Source organism: Pseudoalteromonas sp. AWH4_217 (assembly GCF_056161105.1).
This window is the reverse complement of the sequence record NZ_JBSWYM010000003.1, coordinates 341,392-356,434: the sequence shown is the minus strand read 5'-3', so window position 1 is coordinate 356,434 and position 15,043 is coordinate 341,392. Positions and strand designations below refer to the sequence as shown.

Annotated in this window: 11 protein-coding genes; 5 read left to right on the top strand and 6 right to left on the bottom strand. The window is 46.8% G+C overall.

All coding sequences use genetic code 11. From position 1 onward, the window contains the following. The first annotated feature begins 50 nt into the window (after positions 1–50). Positions 51–599: an NAD(P)H nitroreductase gene (locus ACXAH1_RS05060; RefSeq protein ID WP_475194412.1), complete on the top strand. Its 549-nt coding sequence runs from the start codon at positions 51–53 to the stop codon at positions 597–599. 239 nt (positions 600–838) lie between these two features. Here the strand turns inward: ACXAH1_RS05060 and ACXAH1_RS05055 are convergent, their stop codons facing one another. Then, a complete protein-coding gene (locus ACXAH1_RS05055) occupies positions 839–3,361 on the bottom strand; it encodes a TonB-dependent receptor (protein ID WP_475194411.1) in 2,523 nt (840 codons plus the stop codon). 141 nt (positions 3,362–3,502) lie between these two features. On the opposite strand from ACXAH1_RS05055, the gene ACXAH1_RS05050 reads away from it, so the two are divergent. Then, positions 3,503–4,027: a YaeQ family protein gene (locus tag ACXAH1_RS05050; RefSeq protein WP_475194410.1), complete on the top strand. Its 525-nt coding sequence runs from the start codon at positions 3,503–3,505 to the stop codon at positions 4,025–4,027. Here ACXAH1_RS05050 and yfaE read toward each other — a convergent pair. From yfaE to ubiG, 5 genes are all read right to left on the bottom strand, one after another. After that, positions 4,019–4,291, bottom strand: a complete 273-nt coding sequence (gene yfaE / locus ACXAH1_RS05045) for a class I ribonucleotide reductase maintenance protein YfaE (RefSeq protein ID WP_138552579.1) — start codon at positions 4,289–4,291, stop codon at positions 4,019–4,021. The two genes, ACXAH1_RS05050 and yfaE, sit on opposite strands and share 9 nt — an antisense overlap. Further along, positions 4,291–5,421 carry a class Ia ribonucleoside-diphosphate reductase subunit beta gene (gene nrdB, locus ACXAH1_RS05040; RefSeq protein WP_125717593.1) on the bottom strand — a complete coding sequence of 377 codons (1,131 nt, stop codon included), beginning with the start codon at positions 5,419–5,421 and terminating at the stop codon, positions 4,291–4,293. Before nrdB ends, yfaE begins: the two co-directional genes overlap by 1 nt. A 51-nt stretch (positions 5,422–5,472) precedes the next feature. Further along, positions 5,473–7,758 (bottom strand): class 1a ribonucleoside-diphosphate reductase subunit alpha, encoded by a 2,286-nt coding sequence (gene nrdA, locus ACXAH1_RS05035; protein WP_475194408.1) that lies wholly within the window; start codon positions 7,756–7,758, stop codon positions 5,473–5,475. A 366-nt stretch (positions 7,759–8,124) separates the two neighbouring features. After that, on the bottom strand, positions 8,125–8,772 hold the full coding sequence (locus ACXAH1_RS05030) for an HAD family hydrolase (protein WP_475194406.1): 648 nt from the start codon (positions 8,770–8,772) through the stop codon (positions 8,125–8,127). After that, positions 8,769–9,479: a bifunctional 2-polyprenyl-6-hydroxyphenol methylase/3-demethylubiquinol 3-O-methyltransferase UbiG gene (gene ubiG / locus ACXAH1_RS05025; RefSeq protein WP_475194405.1), complete on the bottom strand. Its 711-nt coding sequence runs from the start codon at positions 9,477–9,479 to the stop codon at positions 8,769–8,771. Before ubiG ends, ACXAH1_RS05030 begins: the two co-directional genes overlap by 4 nt. Positions 9,480–9,661: 182 nt before the next feature. Here ubiG and gyrA point away from each other — a divergent pair, with 182 nt between their 5' ends. The 3 genes from gyrA to aroA all read left to right on the top strand — a co-directional run bounded on the left by gyrA (position 9,662) and on the right by aroA (position 14,831). Continuing rightward, the gene (gene gyrA / locus ACXAH1_RS05020; protein ID WP_253045008.1) at positions 9,662–12,325 is read left to right on the top strand and encodes a DNA topoisomerase (ATP-hydrolyzing) subunit A; all 2,664 of its coding nucleotides are present in this window, start codon (positions 9,662–9,664) and stop codon (positions 12,323–12,325) included. 146 nt (positions 12,326–12,471) lie between these two features. Further along, positions 12,472–13,554 (top strand): 3-phosphoserine/phosphohydroxythreonine transaminase, encoded by a 1,083-nt coding sequence (serC, locus tag ACXAH1_RS05015; RefSeq protein ID WP_475194402.1) that lies wholly within the window; start codon positions 12,472–12,474, stop codon positions 13,552–13,554. Next, positions 13,554–14,831: a 3-phosphoshikimate 1-carboxyvinyltransferase gene (gene aroA / locus ACXAH1_RS05010; RefSeq protein ID WP_475194401.1), complete on the top strand. Its 1,278-nt coding sequence runs from the start codon at positions 13,554–13,556 to the stop codon at positions 14,829–14,831. The genes serC and aroA overlap by 1 nt, the downstream gene beginning before the upstream one ends. Positions 14,832–15,043 lie beyond the last annotated feature (212 nt).

The window sequence follows — 15,043 nt, the reverse complement described above, 5'->3', positions numbered from 1 at the left end:
GGCCTTGTCGCGTTAGAATAATGAGTGAACAGAAATTTTAGGAATTACAAATGGATGCCATAGAACTTTTACTAACGCGACAATCCGACAGCAACCTGTCTTTTCCGGGGCCGAATGCCGACCAGCTTGAAGTGATAAAAAAAGCTGCCCTCAAGGTGCCTGATCACGGTGGGTTAAAGCCTTGGCGCTTTATTTTGGTCGAGGAGCAGGGGAGGGAGAAATTGGGCGAGATATTCCACCAAGCCGCAGTCGAGGAACAACAAGAACAGCGTATCATAGACCGTGCCAAATCACTGCCTGAGCGTGCGCCTATGCTGATCATTGCCATTTCTCCCTTTATGGAGCACCCTAAAGTGCCCAGAATCGAGCAAATTGAAAGCGCAGCCTGTAGCGTGTTTGCGATGCAACAGGCTGCATTTGCTCAGGGTCTGTCTGGTGTCTGGAGAACAGGTTATTTTGCTCAGAGTGCATCCGTTAAGCGCCAGCTTGGCCTGAACGAACAGGATGAGATTGTTGGTTATCTTTATCTTGGCACGCCGACAGTGCAATGCACTAAGCCTGTCAGGCATCAGCCGGAAGACTTTTTCACTCAGTTGTAGTTAAGTCGCCTCTGGATATAACGACGCGACACAATGTCAGATTGGGGCGATTTCATCAGATAATCATATTTTCTTGTATCAGTGGGCTTAGAGGCTTACTCATTGCCTTGATGAGAAAAAGCGCTTAGAAGAAGGGGAATTGTCTGGCAAAGAAAATGCCGCCAGGTGGCGGCATTGGGCTCAGATAGGAACTGTTTGTCTTTGGCTATTAGCGTATAAGATAAACAGAGCCTACAAACTTAGAAATAGCCACGGATCCCTAACTTGAAGTTACGTCCTGGTAGCGGTGCTTGCTCTTTGATAAACGAGCTGTGTACAAAGCCAAGTTCATCAGTGATGTTGTCGACATTCACATAACCAACCAAGTCTACACCTGACAAGCTGAAATCATAACTAAAGCTGGCATTAAGCAAAGTATAGCTGTCCGTCTTAGTTTCTGACTGCGCTAGTTTATCTTGTGTCATGTAATGCGTTGCGCTCAGCTCAGCTGAGAAATCTTCCAGTTCAAAGCGGTAGCTTGTGCCAAGTTTATTAGCTGGAATACGTGGCAGATACTCACCAGAGTCAAGCTCAGCTCTCAGGTGGTCACCATAGATTTTAATACGGTTACGCTCATCAATCTGATAGTGGGCATCAAACTCAAATCCGTATAGTTCAGCATCGGCGCTTTCAAACTGATATACAGGCAAAGCACCCTCATGGTGATGGTCAGCCAGTTCTATGCCGTGCTCGCTTGTGTACATATAACCTGTGTTGCGCTGGTAATAGTAGTTAGAAACATCATTGTAGAAAAAGTTAACCGTATAACCAAAATCGCCAATGAAACGTCTGAGGCTGATATCCAGGTTAGTCGATCTTTCCTGCTCTATATTTTCCGGCTCGAAATGAACTTCGTCACCTTCGATGTGATAACCAAGGCCCAGCTCGTAAGTAGAGGTTGCAATGTGCAGACCGTTTGACAAGAGTTCTGCAGTCAAAGGTGCACGCTCAGAGCGTGACAGGTTGACAGCAACATTGTGGCCTTCAGCGTAATCATATACGGCACCAATCGATGCACTGAAGTTGGTGGTATCCAGTGTATAGTCGATGATCTCAGCCACGTGTTCATCTTCATGACCTTCATGCTCGTGCTCATCATGATCATGTTCGTCGTGCTCATCGTGGCCTGAGGTAAAGCTACTCGATAATGCAAAGTCCTCAACGCGCGCACCCAGCTCTAATGTCACATCACCAAAACGACGTTCTTCCAGAATATATAGGGCATGAGTTTTGGTGTTGGTAGCTGGTGTGAACGCTTCTGCGCCCTCAGCTGCATAATCGCTGTCAGAGAAATGATAACCTACAATACCGTGCCACTGCCCAAGTCTGTGCTCGATATTAGTTCTCAATTCAGTCGTTTCGTTGCTGAACTTAGTGCCAACCGCGCCGTGCTCAATCTCTGAGTGCTCATAGTCTGTAAATCCAGCACGTACCTGAATAGACTCAATCCAGTTATTGTGTAGTGCATAGTTAAACAGGGCCTGCCATCTGTCTTGCTTTACGCGAGCAAAGACCGACTCTTCTTCATTACCATGTGCATCATCGTGTTCGTCTTCACCGTGCTCATTGTGGCCGTGCTCATCATGGTCATGTTCGTCACCATGGTCGTGATGTTCATGAGCGTGAGCTGGAATACCATAGTCTGTTTCTATGCGGCCGTATGACAGACCAACTGTCAGGTGTTCGCCAACAAAACTGGTGCCGATATTAAACTGCTCAGAATCAATGAAGGTATTGGCAACACGCTCTGCGTATTCAGCTTCACCGTGTGCTTCCTCGCCATGTTCTTCTTCTGCATGCTCGTCGTGACCATGTTCCTCATGTTCGTCATGATGCTCTTCATCGTGATCATGATCGTCATGGTCTTCGCCCGGCAGAGCAAAACGCGGTGTTTCATAGTCACCGCCTTTGCGTGTTACGCCGTCAAAGTGGAAGTTAAAGCCATTGTTACCGGCTTCAAATAAAGCAGCCACAGTATTAGTGTTTGAGTTGGTGTCATGGCTGAACTCAGCGCCACCTTGCACACCTTCAATTACATCAGTAGGAATACGATTGTCTACCACATTGACGACACCGCCAATGGCACCTGAACCATAAAGCAGTGTAGCCGGGCCACGCAGTACTTCAATTTGCTGTGCTGCCAGAGAGTCGTTAGTGTTGGCGTGATCAGGACCGACACGTGACGCATCACTGCTGTCCAGGCCATTCTGGGTGATTTTAACGCGTGGGCCATCTAAGCCTCGAATAATCGGGCTGGAAGAGACTGGCCCGAAATAACTGGCATTAATGCCTGGCAGTTGCTTAAGGGTTTCGCCCAGTGTTGGTTTTGCGCTGTTTTTCAGCTCATCGCCACCTAACACGGCAACTGGTGATGCCATTTCGATGTTACTCTTGTGCAACGCAGAGGCATATACAACAACGCTTTCAACAGAGCTGGGCGCTAATTTTACGGTAACATAAGGGGAGTCTGGTGCGACATCAATGCGTTCATTGATAAAGTTGTCTTTACTAACGTGAAGCTGAGAGGCCTGATCGACATTAATGCTAAACTGACCATTAATATCGGTTTTTACCGATTGAGATTTACCGTGTAAATGTACCGTCGCATTAGGGACCGGCTGATTGTTGGTGTCCAGCACTTTACCTTTCAGTTGTGCGGCAGATGCCTGAGAGGAAAAAATTGCGCTGGTTATGGCAAAAGTGATTAAAGACTGCTTAAACATAATACTCATTCTGGATTGTTTATACTTGCAATAATATAACACCGCATTATTGCGGTATCAATGATGTTATACTATCTCTTTAAGTTTGCATTATTTTGACGGCTTCATATAGTTAAAGTAATAGGTTCAGGTACACATATCATGGCTGATCTCTTTGTTTTTAAAGTGCGGATGAACATAGCAGACTTGTTTCATCATGCACATCATCAGGAAGTGTTCACCGCAGCGTTGCAAAAAGCCGAAACGCTGGAACACTTTGTGTTGAAGTTAATAGGTTTCTGTGGTTTGTCTTACCTGGATAACGTGCACTGGCTGGGAGTGAGAGAGAAAAATCAGCCCGATGTCTGGCTTGAAAATGCTCAGGGGCAAATCGAGGTTGCGCTGTATGTCGGTGAGCCTACTCTGGGGGAGCTGCAGAAGTATCGTAAGCATGCAAATAAGGTGGTTTGCCTGGTAGCCGGCGCAGACGCCTGGTACAAGGAGCTTTCTCCCCATCTGATAGCGATGCAGGACATTCGTATTTTTTCTTTATCGGCGGATTTTGTGAGCCAACTCGCTGCTGCACTTTCTCGCAGCCTGCACTGGGATGTGATCATTGATAACGGCGTGATCAGTGTAAGTGATAAATCGGATTACTATCAAAGTGAGATCATTAAACTACACTAGCTTAATGATCACATCGGTCACGGGTTTGCTGCAACAGAGCAAAATCTCTCCGTCACGTACAAACGCCAAAGGTTCCTGATTATAGGCAATCTTACCCCGACATAACTTGGCGCGACAGGCGCCGCAGAACCCCTCTCTACATTGATAGGCTACTTCAACCTGATTTGCTTCAAGTGTTGCGAGTAATGAAGGGGAGTGAGCCGCGTGTAACAGCGGCTCTTTTTCTGGGTCAAGAAAGATTTTTTTGACTGGCCTGTCTGCCATTACAGATCAAAGTCACCAAAGTCAGAGGCATCGACTTCAGAGTCAATCTGACCAACCAGGTAAGAACTAATCTCAGCTTCCTGAGGGGCAACCTGAACGTTGTCAGAGACTAACCAGGCATTGATCCAGGGGATTGGGTTACTATTGCTTTCAAACTGAGCTGGTAATCCAACCGCGGTCATGCGGACATTGGTGATGTACTCAACATACTGACACAGAATGTCTTTATTCAGACCAATCATAGATCCATCTTTAAACAAGTATTCAGCCCATTCTTTTTCCTGCTCCGCGGCTTCTACGAACATCTGAATGGCTTGTTCCTGACATTGTGCAGCAACAATGGCCATTTCCGGGTCGTCTTTACCATCTTGCATGATATTCAGAATGTGCTGAGTACCAGACAGGTGAAGCGCTTCATCGCGGGCGATCAGCTTAATGATTTTTGCATTACCTTCCATCAGCTCACGCTCAGCAAATGCAAACGAACAGGCAAAGCTTACATAAAACCGAATAGCCTCCAGAATGTTCACCGACATGATGCACAGATACAGCATTTTCTTCAGCTCGAACAGGTTAATATGCACTGTCTCACCGTTGATTTCGTGTTTGCCTTCGCCGTACAGGTTATATAGTGACACTTTTTCTATTAGTTCATCATAGTGCTTAGTTACGGCCTCAGCACGCTCACTGATCTTATCGTTTTCAACGATGTCGTCGAAAATAAGCTCTGGTGATTTAGTCACATTACGAATAATGTGTGTGTATGAGCGGCTGTGAATGGTTTCACTGAACGCCCAAGTTTCAATCCAGGTTTCCAGCTCAGGGATAGATACAATAGGCAACAAGGCCACGTTTGGAGAACGCCCCTGGACACTGTCTAACAGAGTTTGATACTTCAGGTTACTCAGGAAAATGTGCTTTTCGTGCTCTGGTAATGCCTGAAAATCCAACCTGTCTTTGCTGACATCGACTTCTTCTGGTCGCCAGAAAAAAGACAACTGCTTTTCAATCAGCTTTTCGAAGATAGGGTACTTCTGCTGATCATAACGGGAGACATTAACAGACTGACCGAAAAACATCGGTTCCTGTAATTGATCGTTGTGGGTTCTGTTAAACGTAGAATACGACATAGATAATTCTCGACACCAAAAAAGAGCGGGTAAAATACCCGCTAACCATGATTAGATTTTACAAGCGCCGCCTGCACAATCATCGTCTTCAACCTCAGGTTTCATTTCGTCCTGAGCATCCGATGCACCGTCACGGGTGTTGTGGTAATACAGGGTTTTCACACCCAGTTTGTATGCAGTAAGCAAATCTTTAAGCAACAGCTTCATAGGTACTTTACCACCCTCAAACTTAGTCGGGTCGTAGTTCGTGTTTGCTGAGATAGTTTGGTCAACAAACTTTTGCATAATACCTACCAGGCCAAGGTAACCATCGTTTGACGGGATATCCCATAGCAGCTCGTAGTTGCCCTTCAGTCTTTCGTACTCAGGCACAACTTGCTTTAGGATACCATCTTTACTGGCCTTAACGCTAATGTGACCGCGAGGTGGCTCGATGCCGTTAGTTGCGTTTGAGATCTGTGAAGAGGTCTCAGATGGCATCAATGCAGACAAGGTCGAGTTACGCATGCCATATTGCATAATGTCTTGGCGTAACGCATCCCAATCCAGGTGTAGCGGCTCGTTACAGATATTGTCGACATCTTTTTTGTAGGTATCAATTGGCATAATACCTTTTGCGTACGTTGTTTCATTGAACTTAGGACACGCGCCGCGTTCCTGAGCCAGCTTGTTGGACGCTTTCATCAGGTAGTACTGAATCGCTTCAAACGTTCTGTGGGTCAGGCCGTTAGCACTGCCATCTGAATATTTTACGCCATTCTTAGCCAGGTAGTAGGCATAGTTGATAACACCAATACCCAGTGTACGACGACCCATAGTCGCATTTCTTGCAGCCGGAACAGGGTAGTCCTGGAAGTCAAGCAAGTTGTCCAAAGCGCGAACGGCTAATTCTGCTAACTCTTCAAGCTCATCCAGGCTGCTGATAGCACCCAGGTTGAAGGCCGACAGCGTACACAGAGCGATTTCGCCTTCTTCATCATTAACGTGACTTAGCGGCTTAGTTGGCAGTGCAATTTCCAGGCACAGGTTAGACTGGCGGATAGGCGCAACTTTGGCATCAAACGGGCTATGGGTGTTGCAGTGATCCACGTTTTGCAGATAGATACGGCCCGTGCTTGCACGTTCCTGTGCAAACATAGAGAACAGCTCAAGTGCCTTTATGCGCTTCTTACGGATAGACTCGTCTTGCTCATATTGTACATATAAGCGCTCAAATTTGTCCTGATCCTCAAAGAAGGCATCGTACAATCCTGGTACGTCTGACGGACTGAATAGCGTGATGTAGTCATCTTTGATAAGGCGCGTGTACATGGTTTTGTTGAATTGAACACCGTAGTCCAGGTGTCTTACACGGTTTTCCTCAACACCACGGTTGTTCTTCAGAACCAGCAGGTTTTCAACTTCCAGATGCCAAAGCGGGTAGAACAGTGTTGCTGCACCGCCACGCACACCACCTTGAGAGCAGCTTTTAACCGCTGTCTGGAAGTGTTTGTAGAATGGAATACAGCCAGTATGGAAAGCCTCGCCGTTACGGATAGGGCTGCCCAGCGCACGGATCCGACCTGCATTGACCCCGATCCCAGCGCGTTGACTGACGTATTTTACGATGGCAGATGAAGTGGCGTTAATCGAATCCAGACTGTCCGCTGTTTCAATTAATACACACGAGCTGAACTGGCGCGTTGGCGTGCGCACGCCCGACATAATAGGTGTCGGCAACGAAATCTTGAACTGTGAAACCGCATCGTAAAAACGCTTGATGTAGTCAAGGCGTGTTTCTTTTGGATAATCTGAAAACAGGCTGGCAGCAACCAGGATATACAGGAACTGAGCGCTTTCATAGATTTCACCCGTTACACGGTTCTGAACCAGGTACTTACCTTCGAGCTGTTTTACCGCAGCATAACTGAACGACATATCACGGTCATGATCAAGGAAGTCGTTTAGCTGCTCATATTCTTCACGGGTATAGTCGGTTAACAGACCTGCATCATAGCGCTTGTCTTCAACCAGTTTAGTCACGTGGTCGTAAAGATGAGGTGGTTCGAACTGGCCATAGGCCTTCTTGCGTAAATGGAATACAGCCAGACGCGCCGCAAGGTATTGGTAGTCTGGTGTGTCTTTTGAGATTAGATCAGCAGCGGCTTTAATGATTGTCTCGTGAATGTCTTCTGTACGAATTCCATCATAAAACTGAATGTGAGACTTAAGCTCGACTTGAGAAACCGACACATTATTCAGGCCTTCGGCAGCCCAGTTTATCACTCGATGAATTTTATCTAAATCAAGCGGCTCTTTACGGCCGTTTCGTTTACTGACAGATAATTGTTGGTTCATAGCTACGCCTGTATTCCCCCGGAATGCGGTAATTTTCATCGCATATTCATAATTGCTTAGCATTTCACCACTATATATGGTGTCCGCTAGAAAGAGGATCACAAGATAGTGGGGTTAGCGTCATTTTGCAATAGAACAACTTTCTATGGATTGTGGATAACATAGGGATAATATTTTTATGTTAGCAAATACTAACCTTCTGCTATCCAACGACGCTGTAAGCAAAAAAAAATCAACTCACACCAGTCGATTTTTCGCTTTTTTTAAGAAATTTTCGCAAATTGCACGACTGTTTTTTTTATGCGCAACTTTGTTCTCAATATAGTATAAAACACAATATATAGTGGTGTTTTATTATCAAAGACACTAAATATGAGAAAAGATCGATTCTGGGTTAGTAAGATCCAGATCCGCAGACCAGCTGTGTGCCTCTTCCAGGGATGGAATGAAACCCCATAAGGCTGCCGCTGACCTCATACCAGCCGCTTTGGCCGCAGCAATATCTCGAGCAGCGTCTCCTACATATATACATTGCTCAGGATTAACTCCCAGTTTTTCTGCCACAAGCAGCAGCGGCTCAGGGTGGGGTTTGGCAACGGTTAAGGTATCGCCACAGACAACGACCTCAATGTCTCTGAGTACGGCGATTTGTGCCAGCAAGGGCAGGGTCAGAAAGGTTGGCTTGTTGGTCATGATGCCCGTTTTGATCCCTTTCTGCGCAAGAGCCTCCAGTAAAGACTCAACTCCTGTAAAACAGTGTGAGTGAACCGCCAGATTCTGTGCATAGTAGTCGAGCACTTCCTGCTTGAGCGTTTCGAAGTCGAATTCACTGAGTTTATCACCAAAGCCAACTTCCAATAATGCTTTTACACCATTGGAGATAGCCGGGCTATAAACAGCGCGATCGACTTGCGCCATACCATGTTTTTTCAAAACGTGGTTCAGTGCACCGCCTAAGTCATCACTGGTATCGAGCAATGTCCCATCGAGGTCAAATATTACGGCCTGTGTCATGCTAGCTTCTCAAAATGTAGTAGGTAATTGACACTGACATCATTGGTCAGTGTAAAGGTTTTGCCCAACGGGTTGTAGTTAATTCCGGCAGCGCGACGTACTTTCAGGCCTTCAGCTTCAGCCCAGCCAATCAAAGTTGAAGGGCGAATGAATTTATTATGGTCATGGGTGCCTGGAGGAACCATTTTTAATACACGTTCCGCAGCAACGACAGCAAGTAAGAACGCCTTATGGGTTTTATTCAATGTTGAAAAAAACACATCAGCTCCGGGCTTGGCTGCTTTTGCAACCGCTGCAACGATAGATGCAGGATCAGGTACGTGTTCCAACATCTCCATACAGGTGACTACGTCAAACTGCTCGGGGTGGTGTGCAGCAAATTCTTCGGCAGCCACTTTACGGTAGTCTATGCTCACCCCCGCTTCGAGTGCGTGTAATTTAGCAACGTTTAACGGTTCCTGGCCCAAATCAATACCGTGTGCTTTAGCGCCAAGCTTTGCCATGCTTTCGGTCAGAATGCCGCCACCACAGCCCACATCCAGCACATTTTTCTCAAATAATCCGCCACAGCGGTCATTGATAAAATCTAATCGCAGCGGATTGATATCGTGCAGCGGCTTAAATTCGCCTTCGCGATCCCACCAGCGCTCTGCTATCTCTTCAAATTTCGCAATTTCACTTAAATCTACATTTTGATGTTCGGTCATAAAAAACTTCCTCGTTGAGCTGAGGGCATTCTATCGGTATTGGATTAAATTTCCGAGTGATTTAGCCACTGCATTAGGGCAGAAACTATGATAGTATCCCCAGTCGAACTAATAATAATTGAGCCTTTTGATGTCCATAGTGTGACACAAAAGGGAAAGACTCTGAAGGAAAGTGGTATTAAATGACTGATCTTGCCAATGAAATCCTCCCGGTCAATATCGAAGACGAATTGAAAAATTCCTACCTTGATTACGCGATGAGCGTTATCGTTGGACGTGCGTTGCCGGATGTCCGCGATGGCCTGAAGCCTGTACACCGTCGCGTGTTATTCGCAATGAACGAGTTGCGTAACGACTGGAACAAACCTTATAAAAAATCAGCCCGTGTTGTGGGTGACGTGATCGGTAAATACCACCCGCACGGTGATAGTGCGGTTTACGATACCATAGTTCGTATGGCACAGCCTTTCTCACTGCGCTACATGCTGGTGGATGGTCAGGGTAACTTCGGTTCTGTCGATGGTGACTCGGCAGCTGCGATGCGTTATACCGAAGTGCGTATGGCTAAAATGTCTCATGAGCTATTGGCTGATCTGGACAAAGAAACCGTAGACTATGTGCCTAACTATGATGGCACTGAGCAAATTCCTGATGTATTGCCAACAAAAGTACCTAACCTGTTGGTGAATGGTTCGTCTGGTATCGCGGTTGGTATGGCAACAAATATTCCGCCTCATAACCTGACAGAAGTGATCAACGGCTGTCTGGCTGTGATCCAAAACCCGGACATCACCATTGATGAGTTGATTGATTATATCCCGGGTCCTGATTTCCCGACCGCAGCTATCATTAATGGTAAGAAAGGCATCGAGCAGGCCTATAAAACCGGCCGTGGTAAAGTCTATATTCGCGCCCGCGCAGAGATCGAAACCGACGAGAAAACCGGCAAAGAAACCATCATTGTCAATGAGATCCCATATCAGGTTAACAAAGCGCGTTTGATTGAGAAAATCGCCGAGCTGGTTAAAGACAAAAAGGTGGAAGGGATCAGCGCACTGCGTGACGAATCTGACAAAGACGGTATGCGTATCGTTATTGAGATCAAACGTGGTGAAGTAGGCGAAGTTGTACTGAACAACCTGTATGCTCAAACTCAGCTACAAACTGTGTTTGGTATCAACATGGTTGCGCTGGATAACAACCAGCCTAAGTGTTTCAACCTTAAAGAAATGCTTGAAGCCTTTATCGTTCACCGCCGTGAAGTGGTTACGCGTCGTACCGTATATGACCTGCGTAAAGCACGTGATCGTGCGCACACGCTTGAAGGTTTGGCGATTGCGCTGGCGAACATCGACCCTATTATTGAGCTTATCCGTAAGTCGCCTACGCCGGCAGAAGCCAAGGCTGCACTGACCGCTCGTCCATGGGAGTTAGGTTCTGTACGCTCTATGCTGGAGCGTGCTGGCGAAGAAAACGTGGCACGTCCAGATTGGCTTGATGCTGAGCTTGGGATCCGTGATGGTCAGTACTATCTGTCAGAGCAACAAGCTCAGGCTATCCTTGATTTACGCTTACACAAGCTAACAGGCCTTGAGCATGAAAAGATCTTGGGCGAATACCAGGAGCTACTGGACTTAATTGCAGAGCTATTACTGATTTTGTCATCACCAGATCGTCTGATGGAAGTGATCCGTGACGAGCTGGCAGAAATTAAAGAAAACTATGGCGATGATCGCCGTACTGAAATTTCTGCAGCAGCGCACGACATTAGCCTGGAAGATCTGATCAACGAAGAAGATGTGGTCGTGACCCTGTCTCACGAAGGCTATGTGAAATATCAGCCGCTATCTGATTACGAAGCGCAGCGTCGTGGTGGTAAAGGTAAAGCCGCAACTAAGATGAAAGATGAGGACTTCATTGAACGCCTGCTGGTTGCCAATACCCACGATACTATTTTGTGCTTCTCCACGTCAGGGCGCCTGTATTGGCTTAAAGTGTACCAGTTGCCACTGGCATCACGAGCTGCACGTGGTAAGCCAATCGTTAATTTACTGCCGCTGGAAGCCGATGAGCGTATCACCACGATATTGCCGGTTAAACAATATGAAGACGATAAATTTGTCTTGATGGCCACGGCCAATGGTGTGGTGAAGAAGACTCCACTCACTGCCTATAGCCGTCAACGTGCAAGCGGGATTATCGCTATTAACCTGAATGACGGAGATAACCTGATTGGTGCAGATATCACTGATGGCACAAACGACATCATGCTATTCACTGACCATGGTAAAGTCGTTCGCTTCAACGAGAAGCTGCGCGATTCAGAAACCGGTGAAGTGAAGATTGATCCTGAAACAGGTGAAGAAATGATGGCACTGCGTCCTATGGGTCGTACTGCGACAGGTGTTCGCGGTATTAAGATGCCTGATGACGTGAAAGTGGTTTCACTGATTGTACCTAAAAATGACGGCGCCATTCTGACCGTGACTGAAAACGGTTATGGTAAGCGTACGCCACTTGAGGAGTACCCAGCGAAAAGCCGTGCAACCCAGGGGGTTGTGTCAATTAAGGTGACTGAGCGTAACGGTCGTGTGGTTGGGGCCGTACAAGTTCAGGACAATGACGAAATCATGCTGATCTCTAACCGTGGTACCCTGGTACGTACCCGAGTCAATGAGGTATCTACCGTTGGACGTAATACTCAGGGTGTTATCCTGATAAGAACGGTTGACGACGAGCAGGTAGTTGGTTTACAACGTATCGAAGAGATTGAAATCGACGATACCCTGGAAGGGGAAGCTGAGCTTGTTGAAACGCCTGACACTGAAGAGCAGGCACCAGAGTAATCTGGGTGAAGATAAAAAAGCGGCTTAGGCCGCTTTTTTATTATTTCGACAGACATAATGTGAGCGCACAACATCACGTTCTGTGCGTTCACAAAAATAATTAAGTACACTGCCTGGTGCAGTATAAAAACTGGAATGAGGAAATTATGAGCGTTTATAACTTTTGTGCAGGTCCGGCGATGTTACCTCCTGCTGTTATGAAAAAAGCCCAACAAGAATTTATTAACTGGCAGAACCTTGGCGTCTCAGTCATGGAGATCAGTCACCGTTCAGTGCCATTTCTGGAGCTGGCCCGTGAATGTGAAGCAAGTTTGCGCCGTCTGATGAATATTTCAGATGAATTTGAGGTGCTATTTATGCACGGCGGTGGTCGCGGCCACTTTGCGGCAGTGCCTCTTAACTTGCACCAGGACGATGCGCCCGGTGTTTACATTGAAAATGGTATCTGGTCCTGTGGTGCGACCAAAGAAGGTCAGAAATTCACGCAGGTTGAGGCGATTGATATTCGTCGTGATCAGGAGGGGGTTTTTGATGTGCTGCCTGTGTCACAGTGGGATTTGCCTGAAAATGCGGCATATATTCACTATTGTCCTAACGAAACCATTGATGGCATAGAGCTATTTGATGTACCAAAGCATCCAACCGCGCCGATTGTTGCAGATATGTCTTCAAATATTCTGTCGCGTGAAATGAACGTGGACGACTTTGATTTGATTTATGCCGGTGCACAGAAAAATATTGGCCCATCAGGGCTTAGTATTGCAATTGTGCGCAAAACGCTGCTTGAGCGCAAAGGTTTACCGAGACCTGCTATTTTAGATTACGCAATCGAAGCGCAACAGCAAAGCATGTACAACACGCCACCGACGTTTGCCTGGTATCTGGCCGCCGAGGTGTTCAAATACCTTGAGTCCATTGGTGGCGTTAAGGCGATGGAAGCACACAACAGAGAAAAGGCTGCGCTTCTGTACGATTACATCGACAGCTCTTCTTTCTACCTGAACAAGGTTGCCAAACACTGTCGCTCTCTGATGAATGTACCATTCTGGTTGCACGATGAATCGTTGAATGAAAAATTTCTGTCACAGGCGCAGGAAAACGGCCTGATTGCATTGGAAGGCCACCGTTTTGTGGGCGGGATGCGAGCCAGTATCTACAATGCGATGCCCGTTGAAGGGATCAAGGCGTTGATCGCATTTATGGAAAAATTCGCCCGGGAGAACAGCTGATGGAGCAACTCAGACTAAACGCGATTAACAAGGTGAGCGGCAGGGTTACTTTGCCTGGCTCTAAGAGCCTGTCAAATCGGGTTTTATTATTGGCAGCCTTGTGTGATGGTGTTACACAAGTAAACAACCTGCTCGACAGTGATGATATTCGCCATATGCTGTTAGCGCTTGCAGAGATGGGCGTAAACGTTGAGTTAAACGCGGATAAAACGTCTGCGCGAGTTTATGGCCAGGGCGGACGTTTCAAAACACCGTCTGAAGCGTTATTTTTGGGTAACGCGGGAACCGCATTCAGGCCTCTGACTGCCGTGCTGGCGGCATCTCAGGGCCAGTTTACCCTGATCGGTGAACCTCGAATGGAAGAGCGTCCTATTGGTCATCTTGTTGATGCATTACATACTTTAGGCGCTGACATAAAATATTTGAAAAATAAAGACTACCCTCCGTTACAGGTCAACGGGGATGCCATTGAGGGGGGAGACGTTGAAATTGACGGTAGCATTTCAAGTCAGTTTCTTACGGCTCTGCTTATGGCGGCACCACTGTTTGTCAAGGACACCACCATCCGTATCAAAGGTGAGCTGGTTTCAAAACCCTACATAGACATAACGCTGGGTGTGATGGCGCAGTTTGGCGTTACGGTTGAGCATGACAACTATCAGGTATTTCATGTTAAAGGCCAGCAGGGTTATGTTTCTCCAGGTAGCATCATGGTTGAAGGTGACGCATCGTCGGCATCTTACTTTATTGCCGCAGCTGCCATTGCCGGCGGTGAAATCGAAATCAATGGTGTGGGACGTAAGAGTGTTCAGGGAGATATCGGCTTTGCTTCTGTGATGGAGCAAGTAGGTGCGGTGATTGACTGGCATGACGAAAAGTTGGTGGTACGTAAAGGTGAGCTCAACGGGGTTGATATTGACGCCAACGCGATTCCTGATGCTGCAATGACATTGGCGACCGTCGCTTTGTTTGCAAAAGGTAAAACAGCAATTCGCAACATCTATAACTGGCGTGTCAAAGAAACAGATCGTTTGTACGCGATGGCAACGGAGCTTAAAAAGGTTGGTGCTGAGGTGATTGAAGGGCACGATTTCATCGAAATCACACCGCCTGAGGCTTTTCACCTGGCAGAGATCGATACTTATAATGACCACCGTATTGCCATGTGCTTCTCTATGTTGGCCGTAGGTGGGGTGGATGTCATCATTAACGACCCCGGCTGTACAGCGAAAACCTTCCCAACTTACTTTGACGTTTTGTCTTCGGTTAGTCAGTAACATCGAATCGGCTGTCTAGTCGAGTTAGAGAACTGAAATATAGCCGCTCTCAGGCAACTTGTTGCTTATGAACAGGTTGCCTGTCGTACCATCTCACCCCTTATTCTTTGTACAGTAAATTTAAAATCAAACAAAAAGTTACATGTCAATAAGGATCTATTCAGCAAACTTGCGTATAATACTGCCGTTAATTTTTGGTGTGCATTTCGGGA